The organism is Pseudooceanicola sp., assembly GCF_029213205.1.
Lineage (GTDB): Bacteria > Pseudomonadota > Alphaproteobacteria > Rhodobacterales > Rhodobacteraceae > Pseudooceanicola.
In genome coordinates, this window is sequence record NZ_JARGNH010000002.1 from 185987 (window position 1) to 211397 (window position 25411).

The following is a 25411-nucleotide window of genomic DNA, read 5'->3' on the forward strand; positions in this document are numbered from 1 at the left end:
GCCATGCCCCTGGACATCGTGACGGTCCCCTGCCGGTCTGACAATTACGCCTATCTTGTCAAAGGCCCGGACGGGGTTTGCATCATCGACGCCCCGGACGCCGCGCCAATCATCGCCGCGGCCGAGGCGCGCGGCTGGACCCCCGGCGCGTTGTTGATCACCCATCATCATGGCGACCACACAGTTGGTACCGAAGAATTGCGGGCGAAATACGGGCTCAAGGTGATGGGCCCCAAGGCCGAAGCGGACAAGCTGCCGCCGCTCGACGTGGCGTTGAGCGAGGGAATGAACAGCGGCACCGGCGAAAGCTATACCGTTCCGCTGGATGTGCCCGGCCATACCTTGGGCCATATGGCGTATTATTTCCCCAATGCCGGGGTGGTGTTCACCGCCGACAGCCTGATGAGCTGGGGCTGTGGCCGGGTGTTCGAGGGCACCATGGAGATGCAGCACGCCACGCTCAGCAAACTGGCGGCGCTGCCGCCCGAGACGCTGATTTATTCCGGCCATGAATATACTCTTTCCAACGGAAAATTTGCGCTGAGCATTGAACCGGACCATCCTGACTATATCTCTCGTATGAAAGCGGTCGAAGCGGCACGCGCCGAAGGGCGCCCGACAGTGCCGGTGCCGCTTTCGCTTGAACTGGCCACCAACCCGTTCCTCAGGGTCGATACGCCCGAGGTGCGCAAGGCGGTCAATATGCCAAATGTCACCGCCGCCGAGGTTTTCGCCGAGGTGCGCCGGCGCAAAGACAGCTTTTGATGCCGCAAAGTAACGCGCCTGTGCATCGGTTTGGGGAAATGTGAACACCTGCACGCAAATAAACCTTGAAGCCCCGCCGCAATCGACCAAACTTTAAGATTATGAGGCCAAGGTCGCACCGGGGCACTCGACCCCGCTCCGGCCCAGATACCAAGGAGCAGCCAATTGCCATCTTTTTCCACAACGCTGGAACAGGCAATTCATGCCGCGCTGGCACTTGCCAATGCACGTCGGCATGAATTTGCAACGCTTGAACATCTGCTTCTGGCGCTGATCGACGAACCCGATGCCGCCAAGGTGATGAAAGCCTGTTCGGTGGACACTGAGGATCTGCGCAAGACCCTGGTCGAATTCATCGAGGATGACCTGTCCAACCTGGTCACCGATGTCGACGGGTCCGAAGCGGTGCCCACCGCCGCGTTTCAGCGCGTCATCCAGCGTGCCGCGATCCATGTCCAAAGCTCGGGCCGCACCGAGGTGACTGGCGCCAATGTGCTGGTCGCGATCTTTGCCGAACGTGAATCAAATGCCGCCTATTTCCTGCAAGAGCAGGAAATGACTCGCTATGACGCGGTGAATTTCATCGCCCATGGCGTTGCCAAGAACCCCGCCTTTGGCGAGGCGCGGCCGCTGTCCGGCGCCTCTGAAATCGAAGATGAATCCGCCAGCTCGACCCCCGTCGACGCGCCCGACGCCAAGGAAAGCGCGCTCGACAAATATTGCGTCGATCTGAATGAAAAGGCCCGCCATGGGGATGTCGATCCGCTGATCGGACGCGAGTCCGAGGTCGAGCGCTGCATTCAGGTTCTGTGCCGACGCCGCAAGAACAACCCGCTGCTGGTCGGTGACCCCGGTGTCGGCAAGACCGCCATTGCCGAAGGTCTAGCCCGCAAGATCGTCAATGGCCAAACGCCTGAGGTGCTCTCGGAAACCACCATCTATTCGCTCGACATGGGGGCGCTGCTGGCCGGCACCCGCTATCGCGGCGATTTCGAGGAACGGCTGAAAGCGGTGATGACCGAGCTTGAGGATCATCCCGACGCGGTGTTGTTCATCGACGAAATCCACACGGTGATCGGTGCCGGGGCCACCTCCGGCGGCGCGATGGACGCCTCCAACCTGCTGAAACCGGCCCTGCAGGGCGGCAAGCTGCGTTGCATGGGATCGACCACCTACAAGGAATTCCGCCAGCATTTCGAAAAGGACCGCGCCCTGTCGCGCCGGTTCCAGAAAATCGACGTCAATGAACCGACGGTCGAGGACACGGTGAAAATCCTCAAGGGGCTGAAACCCTATTTCGAGGAACATCACAGCGTCCGCTACACCGCTGACGCGATCCGCACTGCGGTCGAGCTTTCGGCGCGCTACATCAATGACCGGAAATTGCCGGACAAGGCGATCGACGTGATCGACGAGGCCGGAGCGGCACAGCATCTGGTTGCCGAAAGCAAACGTCGCAAGACCATCGGCGCCAAGGAGATCGAGGATGTCGTGGCGAAAATCGCCCGGATCCCGCCGAAATCCGTATCCAAGGACGATGCCGAGGTTCTGAAAGACCTCGAAGCCTCGCTGAAACGGGTGGTCTTTGGTCAGGACGCCGCCATCGACGCCCTGTCGAGCGCGATCAAACTGTCCCGCGCCGGGCTGCGCGAGCCGGAAAAACCGATTGGCAATTACCTGTTCGCGGGCCCCACCGGGGTCGGCAAGACCGAGGTGGCCAAACAGCTGGCCGATACGCTCGGGGTCGAATTGCTGCGCTTTGACATGTCGGAATACATGGAGAAACACGCGGTTTCGCGGCTGATCGGCGCACCGCCGGGCTATGTCGGCTTTGATCAGGGTGGCTTGCTCACCGATGGTGTCGACCAGCATCCGCATTGCGTGCTGTTGCTCGATGAAATCGAAAAGGCGCATCCGGATGTCTACAACATCCTGTTGCAGGTGATGGACCATGGCCAGCTGACCGACCACAATGGCCGGACGGTGAATTTCCGCAATGTGATCCTGATCATGACCTCGAACGCCGGGGCAACCGAACAGGCCAAATCCGCCATCGGCTTTGGCCGCGACCGCCGCGAGGGTGAGGACACCGCCGCCATCGAGCGCACCTTCACCCCGGAATTCCGCAACCGTCTGGATGCGGTGATCTCCTTCGCGCAATTGCCGAAAGAGACGATCCTGCAGGTGGTTGAAAAGTTCGTGCTGCAACTCGAAGCGCAGCTGATGGACCGTGGCGTGACCATCGAATTGTCCCGCCCCGCCGCCGAATGGCTGGCCAACAAGGGCTATGACGACAAGATGGGCGCCCGGCCACTGGCACGGGTGATCCAGGAATACATCAAGAAGCCGCTGGCCGAGGAATTGCTGTTCGGCAAGCTGACCAAGGGCGGTGTGGTCAAGGTGACGGTCAAGGACGGCAAGATCAACTTGCAGCCGTCCGGACCGGACAGCCCTCGGCTGTCCAAGAACAAGCCGCCGCTGCTGACCGCGGAATGACCCTCAGGGGGATACTCCCCCTGCTCCTTGCCGCCGCCGCCGCGCCCGCTGCGGCGGCGGAGCCGTCTTTGGCGCTGCCCATCGACTGCCGCCTCGGCGAAACCTGCTATATCCAGAACTACGCCGATGCCGATCCAGGCGCGGGCGTCACGGATTTCACCTGTGGCGGTCTCAGCTATGACGGCCACAAGGGCACCGATTTCGCTCTGCCTTCGCTCGCGGCGATGCGCGCCGGGGTCCGGGTTCTGGCCGCCGCGCCCGGACAGGTGCGTGCCACCCGCGACGGCGAGCCTGACCGGCTGTTCACCGCTGAGGACGCGGCGCGGATCGACGGCAAGGAATGCGGCAATGGCGTGGTGATCGCGCATGGCGATGGCTGGGAAACCCAGTATTGCCATATGGCCCAGGGCTCGATCCGTGTCAGCCAGGGGGCGCTGGTCGACACCGGCACCCCCCTGGGACGGGTCGGGTTGTCCGGTCGCACCCAGTTTCCACATCTGCATCTGTCGCTGCGCCACAATGGCCAGGTCATCGACCCGTTTGCGCCGAATGCAGAGCCCGGGCAATGCGGCCTGCGCGATGGCGCAAGCCTTTGGCGCGACGCCCCCGCCTATCAGCCCGGCGGATTGCTGAGCGTCGGGTTTGCCGACGCCCTGCCCGACTACGACACCATCAAGGCCGGCACCGCCGGGCATCTGACCCTGCCCGCCGATGCCCCGGCGCTGGTGCTCTGGGCCTATGCCTATGGCGCGCAGGCGGGCGATGTGCTGCGGCTGAGCATCACCGCTCCGAACGGGCGCGGCTATCACCAGGCCGAGGTGCCGATCGAGGCGAAACAGGCGCAGTATTTCCGCGCCTCCGGCCGCCGCATCCGCAAGGCGCTGCGCCCCGGGCTCTATCAGGGTCAGGTGGTGCTGCGCCGCAACGGCAAGGATATCGACACAATGAGCGTCACGGTTCAGCTGCGCTGACCCCGGGCAAGCCCCGCCTCAGCGCTCGGTCAGCTTCAGCTCGATCCGCCGGTTCTGCGCCCGCGCCTCGGGTGAGGTGCCCGCCGCAATCGGTTGAAATTGCCCGAATCCATTGGCCGACAGCCGGTTCGGCGGCAGCCCCAGATTCTCGGTCATGAACCGCACGACCGACAGGGCACGGGCCTGGCTCAGATCCCAGTTGTCGGTGAAGTCGGCGTTGCCAACCACCGGCACGTCATCGGTGTGCCCGTCGACCCGCAGGATCCAGTCGATGCCCTCGGGGATCTCGGCGGCGATGTCGCGGATCAGCTCGGCAACCTTGGCAATCTCGCCTTGCCCCTCGGCGGACAGATCCGCCTTGCCCGGGGCGAACAGCACCTCGGAGGAGAACACAAAGCGGTCGCCGACGATCTGCACGCCCTCGCGATTGCTCAGCACCTCACGAATGCGGCCAAAGAATTCCGACCGGTATTTCTCAAGATCCTGCTTTTCCGCCTCCAGCCGCTTGCGCTCGGCCGCTTCCAGCTCCGCACGTTTCTTTTGCTCCGCTGCGGCGCGGGCCAGAGCGGCGTTCAGATCCTTGCCCAGCGCCGCCAGTTCGACCTTGGCGGCCTTGTCGCGGCTCTTGCTGTCATCCAGCAGCGCCTGAAGCGAGCCGAGTTGCGAGCGCAATGCTGCGACCTGCTGATTGAGCAGCGCCGCCCGGCGCTGGCTTTCCGCCGAGCGCGCCTCTTGATCGGCCAGCGAGTCCTGGGCCTGGCGCAGCAGCACCTCGCGCTGCTCGGCCTCGCTGAGGCGATCCTCGGCGGATTGTTCGGCCTTCAGTTTCGCCGCCAATGCCGCCGCCAATTGCTGTTGCACCGCGTTGCGATCCAACGCCGCCGCCTCGGCCGTTGCCTTGGCCGCCAGCGCCGCCGCCAATTGCCGTTCCAGACTGTTCAACGCCGCTGCGCGCCCGGATTCGGCCGCCTCAGCCGCATCACGGGCGCGAGTCAGCGCCGCCTCCAACGCGATCAGTTTTTGCTCCATCTCAGCGATCTTGCGGCCATTCTGCGCCGCCGTCGCCTCGGCTGTGGCCAGTTCGGATTCCAGCGCCGCCTTGTCCTGTTGCAACGCCTCGGCGGTCGAACCCGCCGCCATCGCGGCCTCCAGCCGGTCCTCAAGCCCGGTTCGAGCCTCGGCGGCACGGGCCAGGGCGGCCTCCATCGCGGCGATCCTTGCGGCCACGGCATCAAGTTCCGAGAGCCGGGTCTCGGTCTCGGCCCGCGCGTTTTGCACCTCGGCCTGCAGCGCGGTGATCCGCGCCTCGGCCCTGGTGGTGGCGGCCTGGGCCTGGGCCAGACGCTCGGCTGCGGCGTCGCGTTCATTGGCCAGCCGCGACTCCGCCGCCGCCGCCGCTGCGCGGGCATCGGACAGGTCGCGCTCCAGCGCGCCACGTTCCGCGGCAGCACCGTCACGGGCCTGGCTGGCCTCGGCCTGCAGGCTGGTCAGGCGCGATTGCAGCGCCGCGACATCGGCCTCGGCCTGGTTGCGGGCATCCTCGGCGGCGGCCAGCGCCCGGGCGGTTTTCTGACGGGCGGAATCGCGGGCATCGCGCAGCGCCACCACCTCGGCGTTCAGCCGCGCCTCTTCCGCCTCACGGGCGCGGGCGGCATTGGCCATCGCCTGTTCGATCACCCCCAGCCGCGCCTCAAGCTCGGCCAGTTTGGCATCGCGATCGTCAATATCGGCCAGCGCCCGGGCCAGCAAAGCCTCGGTCGAGCTGAGCTGGCTCAGGGTCGCGCCGCGACCGCTTTCGGCACGGGTCAGCTGCACCCTGGTGCGCTCCAATTCGCCTTCAAGCGCCGCAATCCGCTCGCCCGAGGCGCTGAGGGCCGCGTCGCGCCCGGCCAGATCGTCACGGGCTGCGGCCAGCGCCGCGCGGGTCTCGCCCAGCGCCGCCTCACGGGCTTCAAGCGCCGCGCGGCTGGTCTCGAGCGCGCTGATCGTGGTGGTCAGATCGGCGCCCAGCCCGGTCAGTTCCATCCGGCTCTGATCCCGCGCCAGCAGCGCCGCCGCCAGCTGCGCGGTCAGATCGTCGCCTGCGTTTTCAGCCGCGGCCAGCAAGGTCAGCGTGTCCTCGGCCTTTTTGCGCTGCGCCTCCAGCGCCAGGGTCATCGCGGTCAATTCGCTGTCCGCCTGTTTCAGCTTTTCGCGCAGCGCCTCGGCGGCGGCGGCCTCGACGATGCGGGCCTTTTCCTCTTCGCTCAGCGTGGCTTGCAGGTCGCTGACCCGCGCCGTCAGATCGATATTGGCAGAGCGCGCCTCGGCGTTCTTGGCATTCAGATCAGCGATCATCGCCTCCAGCGCGTCCCGCTTCGCCGCCGCCAGCCGCGCCGCCTCGGCGCCCGCGTCGATTTCGCCGCGCGCCTGCGCCAGCGCCAGTTGCAGCGCCTCGCGGTCCGAGATCAGCCTGTCGCGGGCGGTTTGCAGATCGGCGACCTGGTTGCGGGCGTCATTGCGTTCAGAGAGGAGCGAGGCGACTTGCGCCTCGAAATCGGTGATCCGCGCCTCGGCGCTGCGCAGATCGGCACGGGTGCTATCGCGTTCCAACGTCAGCGACGCCAGCAAGGCCGCCTGCGCGGTGTTTTCCGCCTCGGATTTATCCAGCGTCGCGTTCAGCGTGCCCAGTTCGCCCTCAAGCGCCCGGCTCTTGTCGCGTTCCAACCCCAATGCCTGTGCCAATGCCGCCACTTCAGAGCTGAGCTGATCCAGTTCGCTTTCCTGACCGGTGATGGTTTCGCGCAGCACGAATTGCACCACCATCAGGATGGTCAGCACAAAGACCAGGACCATCAACAGGCCGGTCATCGCATCCACAAAGCCCGGCCATATCGACGCCTGGAACCGGTTGCCAGATCGGCGCGACAGCGACATCGCCTAGCCCTCCTGGCCCCCGCCCGCCTGCTTGACCGGCGCGGGGCGCATAGCGGCGGTGGCCAGCCCGGGACGCCGGGACGAGGCCTGAACCGCCTTGGCCAAAGCCGCGAGGTCGGTGCGCAGCTCGGTCATGGTTTCCTGTCGACCCGCGGAAATCTCTTCCAGAATGCGCAGCATCTGCACGTCGATCGAGCGCAGCCGCATCCGGCTTTCCGCGTCCAGACCTTCGCCGGTGCCTTGCCGGGTCAGATGATCCAATAGCCTTTCCTGGCCCTCTGCCACCCTCTGAAGTGACTCCATCACAGGGTTTTGTTCCAGCTGTGCGCCAATCTCACCGGCCAAGGCCGTCACCGCATCGGTCAGCCCACCGATCCGCTCATCCAGCATCGAGCGGTTGATATCGGATTGGGTGAACATGGTTTGCAGGCTTTCCATCTGCTCGGCCATCTGTTCGGCCATCTGGTCGAACGCCCCGGCCATGCCGCTGGAGTCTCCGCTTTCCGCGTCGCCGGAGGCAAAGCTGACCCGGGTGATGGTCGAAAGCCATTCCTCAAGCTCGCGGTAAAACCGGTTCTGGCCATGGCTGGCAAAGAGTTCGAGCAAACCGGTGACCAGCGATCCCGACAGACCCAGCAGCGACGAGGCAAAGGCGACGCCCATGCCGCCCAACTGACTGTCCAGACCCTCCATCAGCCGACCAAACACCTCGACCCCGCCTTCGCCGTCTTTCGGGGCCAGGTTGCGGATGGTGTCGACCAGCGCCGGCACGGTGGTGGCCAGCCCGTAAAAAGTGCCAAGAAGTCCTAGGAAAATCAGCAGGTTGACGATGTAACGCGTGATTTCCCGGGCTTCATCTATCCGGGTGGCGACGGAATCGAGGATCGATGTCGCCGAGGTCGAAGAAATCTGCATCCGCCGCGACCGCGACCGCAGCAGGGTGGCCAACGGCGCCAACAGGCGCGGCGCGCGCACCCCTTCGGATTCAATCCGGTCGGCGGCAAAGGCCTCGATCCAGCGCACCGAAGAGATCAGCTGCACCACCTGCCAGAAACAGGCGATAACCCCGATCCCGAACACAAAAGCGATAAAGCCGTTCAGATAGGGGTTGGCTTCGAACACCGGCAGCACGCTGGGCGCGGCAAAGACGGCGCCGACTCCGGTCAGAGTCAATGCCATGAGCATCAACATGATCTGACGAACGGGTTGCGAAAACTGCGTTTGAGCCTCGCGGTCCGGCTGGTCCATAAGGACGTTTCCTGACACTGTTATCTTGCCGGGAGTTTACGGGTTTGGCCCCGCTAAGCCAAGGATTTATCGACCAGACGCCGCACCATATCGCTGAGATCGCCCAACTCGCCATCAGCGATACCCAGCTGTGCCAGATGCGTCTGGGTGGCAAAGAGGTAATCGCGGTTCGGCCCGCGTCGGCCAGTGGCCCGGGCAATGATCCGCGCCTGTTCGGCCAGCGGCAGGTCACCGCAATATTGGCCGTGATCGGGATCGACGACATAGGCCAGCGCCGTCACCTCGCGGCCATCCTTCAGCCAGATCGGGAGATGCATCTCGACATAGGCCGAGGACACCAGTTCGCGCTCGCGCAGCGTCGTCAGGATCGTGTCGCGCCCTGCGGACGGCAGCCGCATCGCCAGCCCCAGGCACTGTGCCCCCGGCGCGTGGTCCAGCGCCAGCACCAGCCCCGGCGCCGCCTCACTGCCGCGATGGTGGATCGAACGCATGCAGAAGCTGCGGGCGTAATTCGGCAGGGTGGCGATTGCTGTTTCCGCCGGATCGAATTCCGGGTTCCAGATCAGCGACCCATAGCCAAAGACCCAAATGCTCATCATTGCCCTTCCCGGCGCCGTCAGTCATTTCGCTGGCTCCCATCGGCGTGCCCTTGTATCTGGCCCTTGGCGAACCGCCTCCGCCTGGTTACCACCAAGTCGCCCCGTCAAGAAAGGTCTGCCGTTGAAACGCCTGCTGTTTGTTATCCTCGCCGCGGCGCTGTTCTGGTCCGGCTATTGGCTGATCGGGTCGCGCGGCGCCGAGGCCGGCTTTGCCACCTGGTTCGAGGCCCGTCGCACCGAGGGCTGGCAGGCCGATTACAGCAATCTGAGGGTCGCGGGGTTTCCCAACCGGTTCGATACCACCTTCACCGATCTGGCGCTGGCCGATCCCACCACCGGCTGGGCCTGGCGGGCCCCGTTCTTTCAACTGTTGGCGCTGTCCTACAAGCCAACCCAGGTGATCGCGGTGTTCCCGCCGCAAAGCCAATTGTCGACGCCGCTCGACCGATTCACCCTGGCCAGCGCCGATATGCGCGCCAGCCTGGCGCTGGATCCAGCGCCGAGGTTGCCGCTGAACCGGGCGACATTGATCGGAACCCAGATCCGGATCACCGGCACCGAGGTCACCGAGCTGGACAGCCTGACTCTGGCCACCGAACGCCTGCCCGGCACCGACCACGGCTATCGTTACGGCGCGCTGGCGCATGGGGTGCGCCTGCCGACACCGCTGGTCGCCCGGCTGGCGCGTGGCATCGCCCTGCCCGACCAGATCGCCACGCTGCAGCTCGACTTTGACGGCGATTTCGATCGACCCTGGGATCTGGACGCGTTGGAACACGCCCGCCCGCAGGTCGAGCGGTTGAAGCTGCGGCTGCTCAAGGCCGAATGGGGCAGTCTGAAACTGGCAGCGACAGGTGAACTCACGGTGGACGGTGCTGGCACCCCGACCGGTGAAATCGCCATCAAGGCCGAGAATTGGCGCGACATGCTGCGGGTGGCGGTGGCGGCCGGGGCGCTGCCCGAAAGCCTGGCCAGCAGCGTCGAGACCGCGCTGGAACTGGCGGCGAACCTGTCGGGGCGCCCGGACACGTTGAATGTCACCCTCGGGTTCAGCGGCGGGCGCATCCACCTGGGGCCGGTGCCTCTGGGCCCGGCGCCGGTCCTGCGGCTGCGCTGACCGCCAGGCATCTCATTCGCAATAGGGCCCGCCGCGATAGCTGGCGGTATCGAAATGGAAATGATCGCGATGGAACCGGTTGGCATCGGGGCCGAGGACGGTGCCGAAGGGCCCACAGGCCGCGGCATGCGCCTTGTGCAGAACCTTGCGGGTCTTGCGTTCGTTCCAGCCGGTCAGAACAGTGATCTCGCTGCCGTCCCTGAGTTTGATCCCGGCGATGTCGATGGCCTTGCCCTTGGCATGTTCGGAAAGCTTCGCGCCCTTCTGACTGTTGCGGGTGCGGCAGGAATAATGCGCCACCACGCGCAGCCCGGCGATACCGCCGCCACGCTGCCCCACGGCTGGGCGCAATCCGCGATCCACCCAATTCTTCAGGGCCTTGGCGGTCTGGCAATCCATCACCGCATGGGTCGAAAGATCAACACCCGCAACCGATTGCACCCGCACCGCATCGATTACCAAACAGCCCTTGAGGGTGCCTGAGACTCGGCCAACCTCCACCCCCTGGATATCGGGATCGCCGCAGATCATGTTCTGGCGCCGCGCTGCGCCACTGCGGCGGGCCCGATCCTCGACCGCCGGGCTGCGCTGCTTGGGGCGGAACAGCGACAGCAGCCCGCGCCGTTCCTTTTTCGGCGCCGCAGCCGGTGCGCGGACGCTGGCCGGCGGATCTGCCGGGCCGACCATGGCCTGTGTCCTTGGCTGCGGGCGTGGCTGAGATTGCACCCGCGCCCGCGCCGCCGCCTCGCCCTGTTCGGCGATCGCATCGACGAAGACCTCTGAGGGGATCACCTGCCCGGCCACCACCTGCCCCCGCGCCACCGGACGCAGGGATCGCGATGGGGCATCCGCCAGCGCCAGATTGCCCAGGGCGAGCAGGCCAACACTCAGGCTGACACACCGGCAGACCCGGTTGCAGACCTGAGCGACCGGCCTCATTTTTTGGGGCCGATCCGGCCGAAATCCGGCGCATCGGTGTCCTGCCCGGCCTCGATGATGCTGCGCCGGATCGCCCGGGTGCGGGTGAAATAATCGAACAATTTCTCTCCATCCCCGATGCGGATCGCCCGTTGCAGGGCAAAAAGCTCTTCGGTGAAGCGGCCAAGAATTTCCAATGTCGCGTCCTTGTTGGTCAGGAACACATCGCGCCACATGGTCGGATCCGACGCGGCAATCCGGGTGAAGTCTCGAAACCCGGCGGCCGAATATTTGATCACTTCGCTGTCGGTCACCCGACGCAGGTCATCGGCCACACCAACCATTGTATACGCGATCAGGTGCGGTGTGTGAGAGGTGACCGCCAACACAAGGTCGTGATGGGCGGGATCCATCTCATCGACATTGGCGCCCAAGCCTTCCCAGAAGGTGCGCAGCCGGGCCAACGGTTCCGCTGCGGTGTCGGGCACCGGCACCAGCAGGCACCAGCGGTTGTCGAACAACTCGGCAAAGCCGCTTTCGGGCCCGGAATGTTCGGTCCCCGCCAGCGGGTGGGCGGGAATGAAATGCACGCCTGCGGGCAGATGCGGCGCGACCGCCTCGATGACCGCCTGCTTCACCGAACCGACATCCGACAATGTGGCCCCCGGTTTCAGTTGCGGCGCGATTTCGGCGGCAACCGCGCCCATCGCCCCGACCGGCACGCAGAGCACCACCAGATCGGCATCCTTCACCGCCTCGGCGGCACTGTCGCAGACCCGGTCACACAGCCCGATGCGCCGCGCGCTGTCGCGGGTGGCCTGGCTGCGGGCATAGCCGGTGACCTCGCCCGCCAGCCCGGCGCGTTTGACCGCCCAGAACATCGACGAGGCGATCAGCCCCAGCCCGATCAGAGCGACCCGATCATAGACCTGTGCCATCAGCGCACCCCCTTGAACTGACCGAGGGCATGGATGACGCGCCGACAAGCGGCCTCATCCCCGACGGTGATCCGCAACCCCTCGGGAAAGCCATAGCCGGTCACCCGGCGCACCAGAATGCCGCTGTCCTTCAGCGCCTTGTCCGCCGCCTCGGCCTCATCGGCATCGGCGAAGCGGGCGAGGATGAAATTGGCGTGGCTGGGGTCGCAGGCAATCCCCATCTGCACCAGCGCATTGCGCAACCAGTCGCGCCAGCGGATATTGTCTTCGCGGCAGCGGCGGGCGAATTCGGTGTCGCGCATCGCCGCCTCGGCCGCAGCCATCTGCGCCTCGGAGAGGTTAAAGGGCTGGCGGATCCGGTTCAGCACATCGATCACCGGGCGCGCCGCATAGCCCCAGCCAATGCGCAGCCCGCCGAGGCCGTGGATCTTCGAAAACGTCCGGGTCATCACCACATTGGCATGGTCATCGACCTGGCTGGCGCCGCCGTCAAAGCCCTCAACAAATTCCGCATAGGCGCCGTCATGGACCAGCAGCGCCCGTCCGGCCAGGCCCTTGGCCAGCCGGGCGATCTCATCTGCGGCGACCATGGTGCCGGTGGGATTGGCCGGATTGGCCAGAAACACGATCCGGGTCTTGTCAGTCACCGCCGCGAGGATGGCATCGACATCGATACAGCGATCGACCTCGGCCACGGTGATCGGGGTGGCGCCGACCGCATGCGCCAGGATCGGATAGAGCGAAAAGCCGTGTTCGGTGGTGATCACCTCATCCCCCGGCCCGGCATAGGCCTGGGTGATGAATTGCAGCACCTCGTCAGAGCCGACACCACAGATGATCCGGTCAGGATCCAGCCCATGCACCTCGCCGATGGCGCGGCGCAGCGGACCATGATCGGTGTTCGGATAGCGGTTCAGCGCCTGGGCGGCACGCAGGAATGCCTCGCGTGCCTTGTCCGAGCAGCCATAATGGTTCTCGTTCGACGACAGTTTGAGCACCTCGGCCCGGCCTTCAATCGTGCTCTCGCCACTGACGTAGAGCGCGATATCCATGATGCCCGGTTGCGGCTGAATCTGGTCCGACATGATGAACACCTCGTTAAATCTAGCCCCTCATAGCGAAGCGCCGGGGCCAAAGCCATAGGCCCCGGCCCTCTGCCGCCTGTCCGGTAAGGGCCGGTTTTCGTCAGAGCGGCGCAGGCGTCCGCCGGACGGCCTGTGTCATCCTGCGCCGATCGGCAAGGGACCCCAACATGCCTATCGCAATCATCGATTTCCCGATCCTCGAACAGAACCGACCGCTGACCGAGGTGGCGCTGGCGCCAGGCGGTCAGAGACGCTCCAGCACGTTGCGAAAGGCCCAGGGATTGTCCTCGTCCAGATCCTCGGGGAATTGCGTCTGCCGGTCGGTCAGCGGTGTCCAGTCGGTGTAATGCGCCTCGACCGGGCCGAGATAGGGGCGTTGCACCGCCAGGCAGCGGGCATGGTCCATCTCATCCGCTTCGACGATCCCGGACTGTGGATTTTCCAGCGCCCAGACCATCCCGGCCAGCACCGCGCTGGTCACCTGCAACCCGGTGGCGTTCTGATCCGGCGCCAACGTCTTGGCCTCGGCATTGGACAGGCGCGAGCCATACCAGAGCGCGTTTTTCGCGTGCCCGAACAGCAGCACCCCGAGCTCGTCAATGCCATCGACGATCTCGTCGGCCTCAAGGATGTGATGCACCTCCTGGATCTGGTTGGAGCCAAACATCTCATGCAGCGACAGCACCGCGTCATCGCAGGGATGATAGGCATAATGGCAGGTGGGCCGGAAGTCCGGTGCTTCGGGGCGCCCCACCGTATAGTAATCGGCGATCGAGACCGCCTCGTTATGAGTCACCAGGAATCCGAATTGCGGGCCCGGCGTCGGGCACCAGGTCTTGACGCGGGTACTGGCGCCGGGTTGTTCCAGCCAGATCGCCGCCCGACAGCCGCTGTCGAAAGACTGCGCATTCTCCGGCATCCAGGTCTCGGCGGTGCCCCAGCCCAGTTCCGCCGGTTGAAACCCCTCGGCGATAAAGCCCTCGACCGACCAGGTGTTGACGAAATGTCCCGGCGCGCGCGGGGCCAGCCGCACCTGGGTGTCGCGTTCGGCGATATGCACGCCCTTGACGCCAAGGCTTTGCATCAAGCTGGCCCATCCCGCGCGGTCGGCGGGCGCGGGAACGTCATCGCCAAGATCGGCAGCCAGAGTCAGCAAGCCCTCTTTCACCAGCCAGGACACCATGCCCGGATTGGCGCCGCAACAGCTGACCGCCGTGCTGCCGCCGGGATTGGCCGCCTTTTCGTCGCGCATGGTCTGGCGCAGCGCGTAATTGGTCCGTTCGGCATTGTCCTCGGTGCCAAAATAATAGCCCGCCCAGGGTTCGACCACCGTGTCGATGTAAAGCACCCCGTTTTCACGGCAGAACCGCATCAGGTCGAGCGAGGAGGTGTCGACGCTGAGATTGACGACAAAGCCTTTGCCCGGCTCGATCAGGCGACCGAGGATGTCGCGGTAATTCGCCTCGGTCAGCGCCTCGGTCACCAGATTGGGCACCTTTGCGCGCAGCTCATCATGCAGCGCCGGGTTCGGTTCGATCACCACCAGCCTGTCGCGATCAAATTCGAAATGCCGTTCGATCAGCGGCAGGGTGCCGCGCCCGATCGAGCCAAAGCCGATCAGGATCACCGGGCCGTCGATGCGCGCGTAAACCGGATGTTGCATGGGGTTTCTCCTCTGGCCGCCGGGCAAATCCTGCGCCCTGGCATCGGGGCAAACGAAAGGGCCGCGCCCTGCGGCGCGGCCCTTGGACAATCAAGCTGCGGAACGGTTAGTTCTGCGCGTAATATTCGATCACGAGGTTCGGTTCCATCATCACCGGGTAAGGCACATCGCCCAGCGCCGGGGTGCGCACGAAGGTCGCGGTCATCTTGGAATGATCGGCGTCAATGTAATCGGGCACATCGCGTTCGGCCAAGGCAACGGCCTCAAGCACGGTGGCGTTCTGCTTGGTCTTTTCGCGGACCTCGATCACGTCGCCTTCTTTCACCCGGTAGGAGGGGATGTTGACGCGCTGACCGTTGACCGTGACATGGCCGTGGTTCACGAACTGACGCGCGGCAAACACCGTGGCGACGAATTTGGCGCGGTAGACAACCGCGTCCAGGCGGCGTTCCAGCAGACCGATCAGGTTTTCACCGGTATCGCCCTTGACCCGCTCGGCCTCGCCAAAGATGCGGCGGAATTGTTTTTCGGTCAGGTCGCCGTAATAGCCTTTAAGCTTTTGCTTGGCGCGCAGCTGCAGGCCGAAGTCGGAAATCTTCTGCTTGCGGCGCTGACCGTGCTGGCCGGGGCCATATTCGCGACGATTGACCGGGGATTTCGGACGGCCCCAGATGTTTTCGCCCATCCGGCGGTCGAGTTTGTATTTGGCAGAGGTGCGTTTGGTCACCGTCTGATCTCCTTCAAATGTGGTGCGGCCGGGGCCGCGGATGAAGGGCGTTGTCCTTTGGGCCGAAACCCCGACAGGCTTCCCCTTGCGGGGGCCACCAACACCAATAGAAGGCGCGCTTATACGGGCGCGGGCGTGGAAGTCAACACCTCCACGCCCGCGTCATCAGTTGCTTTGCCTGGTCGATTTCCAGCCGCGCGCCTCAGGCCGCCTCATGCAACAGGATCGCCGCCTCGGGTGAGGTCAGATTGCGCCGGGCAAAGCCGCCATAGGCAAAGGCATCGGCACGGATTTCCGGCATCCCCTCAAGCAGCCGCTGGCGGTCGCCCTCGGTCAGGGCGTCAAGCGAGGCATTGGCGGGATGGAAGCTTTCGGTTTCCACACCATTGGCCCAGACGATCTGATGCTCAGGCAGCAGCATATGCACATAGGTGATATCGCGCACCTTGGTATCCTGCACGATCGAACTGCCATGCACCAGATCCCGCGCCGCAACCAGAACCTCGCTGGTGTTGAACAGCGCTCGCGCCACCGGGCCACGGATCAGCATCCGATGCTCTGGCGAGACCAGGAATTCCGCATCCGGCTGGGCAATGCCGAAGACACCGGCGCGAATTCGGATCGGACGCAGCCAGGGCATGGTATAGAGCCTTGCGCCGGTCATCCGCCGGGCACCGGTCCAGAGCACCGGCTGCGCGCCATTGTCCTTGGTCTGCACCAGGTCGCCCTCGCGCAGATCCTCAACAAAGGCCAGACCGTTCGGGGTGCGGATCCGGGTGCCGGGGGTAAAGCAGATAAAGCCGCTTTTCTCGTCCACCACACCCGCCGCAGTTTCGCGCCGATCGCCGGGCATCACATGCACGACCCAGAGATCGGCCCCCCGCGGCGGCATCTCACCGACGAACATCAACAGCGGCGGCGTCGACGGGCCGGTCTCGATCATCGTCACGGTGTAGCTGCGTGCGCCATTGGTGACGACAAAGCCGGTGTCGGACAAAGGTTCGTCCACCTCGACGTCTTCCAGTCGGTTGGTGTCGGTCACCGCCGCGCCAACCAGACGGCGCACGCTTCGCGCCGCGCGTCGCCGAATATCAATCTGTTCGCCTGCCATCTGAAGCTGTAATACTTCAGTCGGTCCGTCTACCCTTACCGCATCACCGTGCCAGGCCCATGAAGCCCCCACAGCGAGCGCGCGCACCGGAGCGGCCGGTAAGCCGTCAACCTCTGATTGCGCCCAGGATATGACGAACGTGCCAAAATAGCCCGTTCCCATGCCTGCTGCCCCTTGACTGCTCAAAACACAAATTCTTTTTCGGCCTATTTTCTGGCCTTGTTATTGCTCATATATTTAGCAGAACGTCGGAATCTTGGGAAGATTTTGTTTCTGTGCATTCAGAATTCGTAATCGCGTCGCAACGCTCCGATACATTGGCCTTCGGGCTGCCCGGCGAATTCTTTACCGGGCCAGGTGATGCCGTAATACGCCCGGCCACGTTTCCCCTGCCAATCCAGCCCGGCGGCGCAAACGGGCCCGGTTCAACGGGTCAAACGCCGGTTGCGGCAGAGAGAGACTGCCGCGCACCAGGGCGTAATCGGCACCGATCACCTGGGGCCCAGCGCCTGATACCGGTGGGAAATTCATCGCGCCCGCCTCACCCGCAGACATAGCTGACGGCGACCGTTCCGATCCGCCAACGATCCTGGCGTTCGCCCAAGGCGCCGTTGGTGATGATCCGGCCCCGCAGAAACGACAAGCCTGGGGTCTGATCCGCCGCCTCGGCGGCGGCGGCGAGTATACGACGCCTGAACAGTTCCGGTTTTGAGGCCCCCCAGCCAGAGGCTTGTTTAGCCAAGGGTACAGTCCCGGCCGGACCCGGGGCACTTCTGCCCCCCGGGCCTGTTGCCAAAATACCGCGATTTCGGATCGGAATTTGGCCGCCAAGGGTCACTTGCCTCACCTAAAGGCCGGCGCGCGCAGGTTCAGGTGCCCGACGATCGCGGCGCGGCGGCGGCGCGGTATCGTTCGGATCCGGCGTGATCGTTGTCGGCGCGCGCGTTTCCACAGCGCAACCCTAGGCTGATCACGACATTCGCGAACCTGTGTGATCCTGACCCCGCCCCACGCCCGAAATCAGCCCGCATCGGCGCGGCGTGGGGCATCGGCGGCGGCTTCAAGCGCCGGGTAGCGCGCCAACAGCGTCAGCCCGCGCAGCAGGAACGAGACGTGAAAGGCGATCCACAGCCCGTGGTTGCCCCAGATCGGGATCAACAGAAATGCGGCGGCGAAATAGGCCGACGCCGAGATCAGCATCATGTTGCGCATGTCGCGCGACCGCGTGGCGCCGACGAATATCCCGTCCAGCATCCAGGCCATGCAGCCGGTGAGCGGCGCGATCACCATCCAGGGCAGAAACTCGCGCGCGGCAATGCGGACTTCGGGCGCGGTGGTCATCAGGTCGATCATCGGCCCGCCGGCCATCGCAAAGGTCAGCGCCATCGCCAGGCAGGACAGCCCCCCCCAGCCCGAGGTCAGCAGCGCCGCCCGGCGCAGCGCCGGACGCGCCCGCGCGCCCAGCGCCTGCCCGACCAGCGTCTCGGCGGCATAGGCGAACCCGTCCAGCGCATAGGCGGTGATATGCAGGAATTGCAGCAGCACCTGGTTCGCCGCCAGCTGCACATCGCCGAATTGGGCGCCAAAGAACATGAACGAGGTAAAGATCGACAGCAGCAGCATCGAACGGATCATGATGTCGGTGTTGACCACCGCCATATGTTTCAGCCGCACCCGGTCGAACACCCGCGGCCAATCGCGCCAGGCCGGATCGCGAAACGCCGCCCGGCACAACCAGAGCCCCAGCGCCGCGCCCGAGGCCTCAGATATCAAGGTGGCCACCGCAACCCCGCTGACCCCCCAGCCGAGCCCCAGCACGAACCACAGATCGAGCAGGATATTCACCCCGTTCATCACCACCTGAATCGCCAGCATCCCGGCGGTGCGCTCTTGGGCAATCAGCCAGCCGGTCAGAACATAGACCGAAATCGCGAAAGGCGCTGAATAGATCCGAATCCGCAGATACCCCGCCGCCAGCGATTCAACCTCGGCCGAGGCCGGGGACAGCGAAAACGCGGCGGCGAAAATCGGCAACTGCAACAGTATCAGCAGCAGCCCGCCAGCCCAGGCCAGCATCAGCCCCCGGGTCAGCAGCGCCGCCACCTCGGACCTGTCACCCTCTCCATGCGCCTGGCTGACCAGCCCGGTGGTGCCCATCCTGAGGAACCCGAAGGCCCAGTAGATCGAGGTGATGGTCACCGCGCCGATGCCGACCGCACCGATTGGTCCGGCCTCGCCCAACTGGCCGACAACCCCGGTGTCGACCGCGCCCAGGATCGGCACCGTGGCATTCGACAGCACAATCGGAAAGGCGATCCGCAACACCCGTCGATTGGACAGGATCGGGCGCGCGGCGGCACTGGAATCGGTGCTCATCCCGCCTCGCCCCGCTGCGGCATCACGAAATGGCCCAGGCCATGGGCAAAGGGCCGGGCGCGGTTGTCCTGCCAGGCCTCGACCAGCACGCTGGCATAGCGGCGGCCAGAGCGGGTGACCTCGGCCCGTGCATAAGCGTCGCGTGGCAGGCCCGAGCGCAGGTAATCGACTGTGAAATCAATGGTGCGGGGCAGCCGGGGCAAGGTCGCGCCCGCCGCTTTGCCGGTGGCAAGGGCCGCCGCATCAACTGCGCCGCTTTCAATTTCATCCCAAAGCGAGGCCCAGCCGAGGCCGACAATCGCCGTCACCTCCAGAAATGCCGCCGTCACCCCGCCATGCAGCGCCGGCAGCACCGGATTGCCGATCAGCATATCGCGAAACGGCAGCAGCGCCGTCAGCTCGTCCCCTCGCCGCTCAAAGCTGATGCCGAGAAACTGGATATAGGGCACCCCGACCGCCAGCGCCTCCAGGGCGGCGTCACGGCGCTGCTTGATCTGCTGCAAGCTGTCTTTCGGCGGGCGGTTCATACGCCGCCCCCGCCCACGGAAAAGGCACCGCTGGCGGTGGCCACCGGGCGGTCGTCGTCGCCATCACTGGCAATTGCGCGCACAAAGGCGACTGAGCGGGTGATGTGATGACAGGTGGCACACGCGGTGATCGCCCGCCCGGCCAGCGCCGGGCGCATGTATTCGATGCGCAGGTCAATGGTGGCGGTTACCCCGGGCGCATCCGGATGCGTCATCACCGCCGCACCGCAACAGGTGTCCATCAGGGTCGAGACCGCACCGCCATGCAACACTCCGGTGCTCGGATCGCCAACCAGGCGGGCGTCATAGGGCAAGGTCATCGTCACTTCGCCCGCGCCAGTCGACTCCAGCTGGATCGACAGGGCTCGGGCGTGCGGCAACCCTTCCATGAATTGCTGCGCGATTCGGCGTTTTCTATCGTCGTCCATGTCCGGCCTGTGGTTCTGCGGTTGCCGACATACCACCCGCTATTCCCGCCAAGGGCAAGGTGCGCCATCGGCATGGCGCAAAGGTTGCTCCGCAGGCGTGAAATGCCTAATCTGCATCAGACTCTGATCCCGGAACCGTTCGATGCCTGACGAGCGCTTGAATTTCAAAGATATGTGTGCGCGGTTCGATGTGACTCCGCGAACCCTGCGCTATTATGAATATATAGAATTGCTGCAACCCGACCGAGAAGGTCGGGCGCGGTTCTATGGCAAGCGTGAAATCGCCCGGATGAAGCTGATTCTGCGCGGCCGAAAATTCGGCTTTCCGCTGGAGGACATTCGCCAGTGGCTCGATATCTACGACAACCAAGGCGGTGACGTGCAGCTGCACGAATGGATCGACCATGCCGACCGGCAACTGGCCGAGCTTCACGAGCAGAAGCGCCAGGTCGACGAGGCCATCGAAGAGCTGCGCGGCATTCGCAACGACACCGCGCAATCCCTCGGACTGCCGCTCGTCTGACGTCGACACCCGCCGAATATCAATAAAACAAGCGCCAGAGGCGCCGTGCCGTCGTTGCCGCAGGGTAAGGAAATTGCCGGTGACGCGAGGTCAGATTTATTGATCTTGCACGCGCGTCAAAGTGACGTAGCGTAGTGGTTAGGTAAACTTGAATAAGCGTTGAAACGGAATCCGGACTGCCGCATTTCCCGGCTGCAGATCAATATTTGACCAAACAGTCAGAAACTGGAGGCCGTATGATACCCGAAGCGACCATGACGATCCGCGAGATGTGTGACACCTTTGAAGTGACCCCGCGCACCCTGCGGTTCTACGAAGCCAAAGAGCTTTTGTTTCCGATCCGGATCGGACAAAAGCGTTTGTTCACCCGGCGCGACCGCGCCCGTCTGAAACTGATCCTGCGCGGCAAACGCTTTGGGTTCAGCCTGGAGGAGATTCGCCAATTGCTCGATCTCTACTACATTGGCGATCAGCAAAAGACGCAGATCGAATCCACCTATGCGATCGCAAGCGAACGATTGGCCGACATGAAAGCCCAACGCGCGACGCTGGACGGTTCCATCGCCGAGCTGGAAGAACAGATGAGCTGGGGCGCCCGGATGCTGGCCTCGTTCAACGAAAAGCAACGGGCCACCGGGTAGGCTTCTGCTCCCCGGCCCATTTCAAGACACGTCAAGACCCGTCAGGAGAAATCAATGCCAAGCTACACCGCCCCGGTTAAGGATATGCAGTTCATCCTGCATGATGTTCTGAATGTCTCGCAAAGCGACGTTCGCGGATATGACGAGCTCGACCGCGATTTCACCGCCGCAATCCTGGACGAGGCCGGCAAGATCGCCTCAGAGGTCCTGGCGCCGCTGAACCTGGTCGGCGACCGCGAGGGCTGTCGGCTGGAAAACGGCATGGTCCATACCCCCACCGGGTTCAAGGCGGCCTTCGATCAGATGCGCGCGGGCGGCTGGACCGGTCTCGATTGCAATCCTGACTACGGCGGCCAGGGCATGCCGCATATCATGGCGCTTGCAGCCAACGAAATGTTCACCGGCGCCAATATGGCCTTTACCATGTACCAGGGCCTGACCCATGGCGCCTATTCGGCGATCCATGCGCATGGCTCCGAGGCCCAAAAGGCGAAATGGCTGCCGAAGATGGTCAGCTGCGACTGGACCGGCACGATGAACCTGACCGAGCCGCAATGTGGCACCGATCTGGGGCTGATGCGCACAAAGGCCGAGCCGCAGAGCGACGGCAGCTATCTGGTGAGCGGGCAGAAAATCTTTATCTCGGCGGGCGATCACGACCTGTCAGAGAATGTCATCCATCTGGTGCTGGCCAAGATTCCCGGCGGCCCCGAGGGGATCAAGGGCGTGTCGCTGTTCATCGTGCCGAAATTCCTGGTCGATGACGACGGCCAGATCGGCGCCCGCAACAGCCTGTCGGTCGGCAATCTCGAAGAGAAGATGGGCATTCACGGCAATGCCACCTGCGTGATGAATTACGACGGCGCCACCGGCTATCTGCTGGGCGAGGAACACAAGGGCATGCGCGCCATGTTCACGATGATGAACGAGGCGCGTCTCGGCGTCGGCATGCAGGGGCTGGCGGTGGCTGAAGCCGCCTATCAGAATGCGCTGATCTACGCCAAGGACCGTCTGCAAGGCCGGGCCGTCACCGGGGCGGAAAACCCCGATGGCCCCGCCGATCCGCTGATTGTGCATCCCGACATTCGCCGCGGGCTGATGGATCAAAAAAGCTTTGTCGAAGCGGGCCGCGCCTTTGCCCTCTGGGGCGCCCAGATGATCGACAGCTCCATGCGCAAGGATGACGCCGCGGCGGAATCTCTGGTGTCGTTGCTGACCCCGGTGCTCAAGGGCTTCCTGACCGATCAGGGCTTTGAAATGGCGGTTCTGGCCCAGCAGATCTATGGCGGTCACGGCTATATCGAAGAACAGGGCATGTCGCAATTCGCCCGCGACGCGCGGATCGCGATGATCTATGAGGGCGCCAACGGGGTGCAGGCGCTGGACCTGGTCGGGCGCAAGCTGGCCTCGGACGGTGGCAAACCCGCGATGGCCTTCTTTGATCTGGTCAAGGGCTTCTGCAAGGACAATGCCGATGACGACGAGATCGCCCGCGACTTTGTCGAGCCGCTGAAAACCGCCTCCAAACACCTGCAGGAAGCGGCGATGTACTTCATGCAGAACGGCATGAAGAACCCCAACCATGCGTTGGCCGGATCCTATGATTTCATGCATCTCTTCGGCCATGTCTGCCTCGGCCTGATGTGGGCCAAGATGGCGATCGCGGCCAAGGCCAAGCTGGCCGAAGGCGCCGACGATGCGGCGTTTTACGAAACCAAGATCGCGACGGGTCGCTATTACATGGCCCGACGTCTGCCTGCGACAGCGATGCACCTGGTCCGGATCAGCTCCGGCGCAGATACGGTGATGGCGCTGGATGTGGCCAATTTCTGAGCCGGGGATCAACCCCGCGCCCTGAATGACAGGGGGGCCTTCGGCCCCACTCACGGGAAGCGGTCGCCCGGCTCCGGGACTGGAGTCCGGGCGGTCGCAGCGCCGAGGAGGACTAAGGTTTGCCAAAACGGTTCCGCCTGACCCGCCGGTTGCCGGTGGCCATGACTGAAGACGCCTACCGGCGGCTGAAGCGCTTTGCCCAGGAAGCCGAGCTTGACGAAGGCGAGGCGCTTTCGTTTCTCTTCGAAAACTTCGACAGTGTGACCCATGACAACAACCTGCCGCACCGGCTGCGGTTGTTCAAAGCGGAACTGGGAGAGCGCAAACGCTGATGGCACTGTCAACGCCCACAAGCCCCAATGCCGCGCCGCTGGCGCCGTTCCAACGCCTCCGGCGGGAATATTTTTGGCAAGATGAAGCGGAAACGGGGTCCACCCCGCCCGGCCTTGCCGGATTGGCGACCGGATTGATCCGGGCGGGGCTTCACCTTGCACGTCCATCGGCTTTCCAGCCTGTAACGCAGCGGCATCGAACCACGGGCGCGGTTAACCAAGTGTTACGTCGCCCCTTCATCTTGCCAAAAATATTCCACGGGGGTCCGGGGGTGTGAAACCCCCGGTCCGCCATCACCCACCGGGAGGACCAAAATGACGATCAAGCTCCACTGCTTTGGCGAAAGCGGCAATTCCTATAAGGCGGCGCTGCCGCTGGAACTCTCCGGCCTCGACTGGGAACCGGTCGCGATCGATTTCTTCAATGGCGGCACCAAGACTCCCGATTACCTCGGCAAGAACCTGATGGGCGAGGCGCCGGTGCTGGAAGACGGCGATGTGGTGCTGTCGCAATCCGGGGTCATCCAGCTCTATATCAGCGAAAAATCCGGCAAGTTCGGCGGCGCCACCCCCGAAGAGCACCGCGAGGTGTTGCGCTGGATGTTCTTTGACAATCACAAGATGTCATCGCAATGCGGCACCCAGCGGTTCCTGATGAACTTCCTGCCCGAAGACAAGCGCCCGCTTGAGGTGATCGGCTTTTTCGGTGGCCGCCTGAAAGCCGCGTTCAAGGTGCTCGATGCCGGACTGCAGGGCCGCGACTGGCTGGTCGGAAACGGCCCGACCCAGGCGGATTTCGCCAATTGCGGCTATCTTTTTTATCCCGAGCCGTTCGGCTTTGAGCGCAAGGATTGGCCCAATATCGACCGCTGGCTGGGCAATATCGAATCCCTGCCCGGCTGGAAACACCCCTATGACCTGATGCCCGGCCGACCTTCCGACCGCGGCCTCTGAAGCAAGGAGCAGACATGACTGACGCTTATATTTACGACGCCGTGCGCAGCCCGCGTGGCAAGGGCCGCGCCGATGGCAGCCTGCATGAGGTGACTGCCGTCGCCCTGGGCAAGCAGATGCTGAACGCGATTGCCGAACGCAACGGCCTCTCCGGCCACGCGGTCGAGGATGTGATCTGGGGCAATGCCACCCAAGTGATGGACCAGGGCGGCTGTCTGGCGCGGACCACGGTGCTGGCCTCTAACCTTGATCAGTCGATCCCGGGCCTTTCCATCAACCGCTTCTGTGCCAGCGGCATGGAAGCGGTGAACCTTGCCGCCAACCAGATCCGAGGCGGCGCGGGCGATGCCTATATCGCTGGCGGGGTTGAGATGATGTCCCGGGTGCCGATGGGCAGTGACGGCGCGGCGGTTGCCGTCGACCCGACCGTGGCGCTCGACGATTATTTCGTGCCGCAGGGGATCAGCGCCGACATCATCGCCACCGAATATGGCATCAGCCGCGATGATGCTGACGCCCTGGCGGTACGCAGCCAGAAACTGGCGGCGCAATCCTGGCAAGAGGGCCGGTTTGCCAAATCCATCGTGCCGGTGCGCGATGTCAACGGGCTGACCATCCTCGATCACGACGAATATATCCGCCAAGGCACCGATATGCAGACACTTGGCGCCCTGAAGGCGGCGTTCAAGGATATGGGCGAGGTGATGCCGGGCTTCGACAATGTGGCACGGCTGAAATACCCGCATCTCGAACGGATCAACCACATCCACCACGCGGGCAATTCCAGCGGCATCGTCGATGGCTCGGCCGCGATCCTGGTCGGGTCCAAGGCCTTTGGCGAGGCGCAGGGGCTGAAACCCCGTGCCCGCATCCGCGCCACCGCCAAGATCGGCACCGATCCGACGATCATGCTGACCGGCCCGGTGCCGGTGACCGAAAAGATCCTGCGCGATCACGGCATGAGCATCGGCGACATCGACCTGTTCGAGGTGAACGAGGCGTTTTCCGCCGTGGTGCTGCGCTTCATGCAGGCCTTCGATGTCGATATCGACAAGGTCAATGTGAACGGCGGCGCCATCGCCATGGGCCACCCGCTCGGCGCCTCGGGCGCGATCATCATCGGCACCCTGCTGGACGAGTTGGAGCGCTCGGACAAGGAGGTCGGCCTTGCCACCCTCTGCGTCGCCTCCGGCATGGGCGCGGCGACGATCATCGAACGCCTGTGACCCCGCTGGCCGCCCGC

The 25411-nt window shown here is 64.2% G+C and carries 22 protein-coding genes; 10 read left to right on the forward strand and 12 right to left on the reverse strand.

Annotated elements, in window-relative coordinates; genetic code table 11:
* Positions 1-3: 3 nt before the first annotated feature.
* From gloB to P1U48_RS03380, 3 genes are all read left to right on the forward strand, one after another.
* Positions 4-765: a hydroxyacylglutathione hydrolase gene (gloB, locus tag P1U48_RS03370; protein WP_301067194.1), complete on the forward strand. Its 762-nt coding sequence runs from the start codon at positions 4-6 to the stop codon at positions 763-765.
* A gap of 165 nt (positions 766-930) precedes the next feature.
* Positions 931-3261, forward strand: a complete 2331-nt coding sequence (gene clpA / locus P1U48_RS03375; RefSeq protein ID WP_301067196.1) for an ATP-dependent Clp protease ATP-binding subunit ClpA — start codon at positions 931-933, stop codon at positions 3259-3261.
* Between the two features lie 68 nt (positions 3262-3329).
* Positions 3330-4232, forward strand: coding sequence for a M23 family metallopeptidase (locus P1U48_RS03380; protein ID WP_366142860.1), 903 nt, complete (start codon positions 3330-3332; stop codon positions 4230-4232).
* Between the two features lie 18 nt (positions 4233-4250).
* Here the strand turns inward: P1U48_RS03380 and P1U48_RS03385 are convergent, their stop codons facing one another.
* Genes P1U48_RS03385 through P1U48_RS03395 form a run of 3 tightly spaced genes read right to left on the reverse strand, consistent with a single transcriptional unit; the run spans position 4251 to position 8992 of the window.
* Complete coding sequence (locus tag P1U48_RS03385; protein WP_301067200.1) at positions 4251-7148, reverse strand: peptidoglycan -binding protein; 2898 nt, start codon at positions 7146-7148, stop codon at positions 4251-4253.
* Between the two features lie 3 nt (positions 7149-7151).
* Positions 7152-8396: a biopolymer transporter ExbB gene (locus P1U48_RS03390; protein ID WP_301067203.1), complete on the reverse strand. Its 1245-nt coding sequence runs from the start codon at positions 8394-8396 to the stop codon at positions 7152-7154.
* Between the two features lie 53 nt (positions 8397-8449).
* Positions 8450-8992, reverse strand: coding sequence for a gamma-glutamylcyclotransferase (locus P1U48_RS03395; RefSeq protein WP_301067205.1), 543 nt, complete (start codon positions 8990-8992; stop codon positions 8450-8452).
* Between the two features lie 124 nt (positions 8993-9116).
* Here P1U48_RS03395 and P1U48_RS03400 point away from each other — a divergent pair, with 124 nt between their 5' ends.
* Complete coding sequence (locus P1U48_RS03400) at positions 9117-10112, forward strand: DUF2125 domain-containing protein (RefSeq protein WP_301067207.1); 996 nt, start codon at positions 9117-9119, stop codon at positions 10110-10112.
* 12 nt (positions 10113-10124) lie between these two features.
* Here the strand turns inward: P1U48_RS03400 and P1U48_RS03405 are convergent, their stop codons facing one another.
* The 9 genes from P1U48_RS03405 to P1U48_RS03445 all read right to left on the reverse strand — a co-directional run bounded on the left by P1U48_RS03405 (position 10125) and on the right by P1U48_RS03445 (position 19885).
* Positions 10125-11051, reverse strand: coding sequence for an extensin family protein (locus tag P1U48_RS03405; RefSeq protein WP_301067209.1), 927 nt, complete (start codon positions 11049-11051; stop codon positions 10125-10127).
* Entirely contained in the window at positions 11048-11968 is a 921-nt protein-coding gene (locus tag P1U48_RS03410) for a prephenate/arogenate dehydrogenase family protein (RefSeq protein ID WP_301067212.1), read from the reverse strand. The genes P1U48_RS03405 and P1U48_RS03410 overlap by 4 nt, the downstream gene beginning before the upstream one ends.
* Positions 11968-13053 (reverse strand): histidinol-phosphate transaminase, encoded by a 1086-nt coding sequence (gene hisC, locus P1U48_RS03415; protein ID WP_301067214.1) that lies wholly within the window; start codon positions 13051-13053, stop codon positions 11968-11970. Before hisC ends, P1U48_RS03410 begins: the two co-directional genes overlap by 1 nt.
* Positions 13054-13297: 244 nt before the next feature.
* Positions 13298-14716, reverse strand: a complete 1419-nt coding sequence (locus P1U48_RS03420; protein WP_301067217.1) for a saccharopine dehydrogenase NADP-binding domain-containing protein — start codon at positions 14714-14716, stop codon at positions 13298-13300.
* Between the two features lie 106 nt (positions 14717-14822).
* A complete protein-coding gene (rpsD, locus tag P1U48_RS03425) occupies positions 14823-15443 on the reverse strand; it encodes a 30S ribosomal protein S4 (protein ID WP_301067219.1) in 621 nt (206 codons plus the stop codon).
* A gap of 202 nt (positions 15444-15645) precedes the next feature.
* Complete coding sequence (locus P1U48_RS03430; protein ID WP_301067221.1) at positions 15646-16716, reverse strand: Hint domain-containing protein; 1071 nt, start codon at positions 16714-16716, stop codon at positions 15646-15648.
* Positions 16717-17574: 858 nt separating this feature from the next.
* Positions 17575-18930 (reverse strand): MATE family efflux transporter, encoded by a 1356-nt coding sequence (locus P1U48_RS03435; protein ID WP_301067223.1) that lies wholly within the window; start codon positions 18928-18930, stop codon positions 17575-17577.
* Positions 18927-19457, reverse strand: coding sequence for a PaaI family thioesterase (locus tag P1U48_RS03440; RefSeq protein WP_301067225.1), 531 nt, complete (start codon positions 19455-19457; stop codon positions 18927-18929). The genes P1U48_RS03435 and P1U48_RS03440 overlap by 4 nt, the downstream gene beginning before the upstream one ends.
* Positions 19454-19885, reverse strand: coding sequence for a PaaI family thioesterase (locus P1U48_RS03445; RefSeq protein ID WP_301067228.1), 432 nt, complete (start codon positions 19883-19885; stop codon positions 19454-19456). The genes P1U48_RS03440 and P1U48_RS03445 overlap by 4 nt, the downstream gene beginning before the upstream one ends.
* A 142-nt stretch (positions 19886-20027) precedes the next feature.
* Between P1U48_RS03445 and P1U48_RS03450 the strand changes: the two genes are divergently transcribed.
* From P1U48_RS03450 to P1U48_RS03475, 6 genes are all read left to right on the forward strand, one after another.
* Complete coding sequence (locus P1U48_RS03450; RefSeq protein WP_301067230.1) at positions 20028-20408, forward strand: MerR family DNA-binding transcriptional regulator; 381 nt, start codon at positions 20028-20030, stop codon at positions 20406-20408.
* Between the two features lie 236 nt (positions 20409-20644).
* The gene (locus P1U48_RS03455) at positions 20645-21049 is read left to right on the forward strand and encodes a MerR family DNA-binding transcriptional regulator (protein WP_301067232.1); all 405 of its coding nucleotides are present in this window, start codon (positions 20645-20647) and stop codon (positions 21047-21049) included.
* Between the two features lie 54 nt (positions 21050-21103).
* A complete protein-coding gene (locus tag P1U48_RS03460; RefSeq protein ID WP_301067235.1) occupies positions 21104-22882 on the forward strand; it encodes an acyl-CoA dehydrogenase C-terminal domain-containing protein in 1779 nt (592 codons plus the stop codon).
* 119 nt (positions 22883-23001) lie between these two features.
* Entirely contained in the window at positions 23002-23214 is a 213-nt protein-coding gene (locus P1U48_RS03465) for a hypothetical protein (RefSeq protein WP_301067237.1), read from the forward strand.
* Between the two features lie 315 nt (positions 23215-23529).
* Complete coding sequence (locus P1U48_RS03470; RefSeq protein ID WP_301067239.1) at positions 23530-24168, forward strand: glutathione S-transferase; 639 nt, start codon at positions 23530-23532, stop codon at positions 24166-24168.
* 14 nt (positions 24169-24182) lie between these two features.
* On the forward strand, positions 24183-25394 hold the full coding sequence (locus P1U48_RS03475) for an acetyl-CoA C-acetyltransferase (protein ID WP_301067241.1): 1212 nt from the start codon (positions 24183-24185) through the stop codon (positions 25392-25394).
* Positions 25395-25411: the final 17 nt, after the last annotated feature.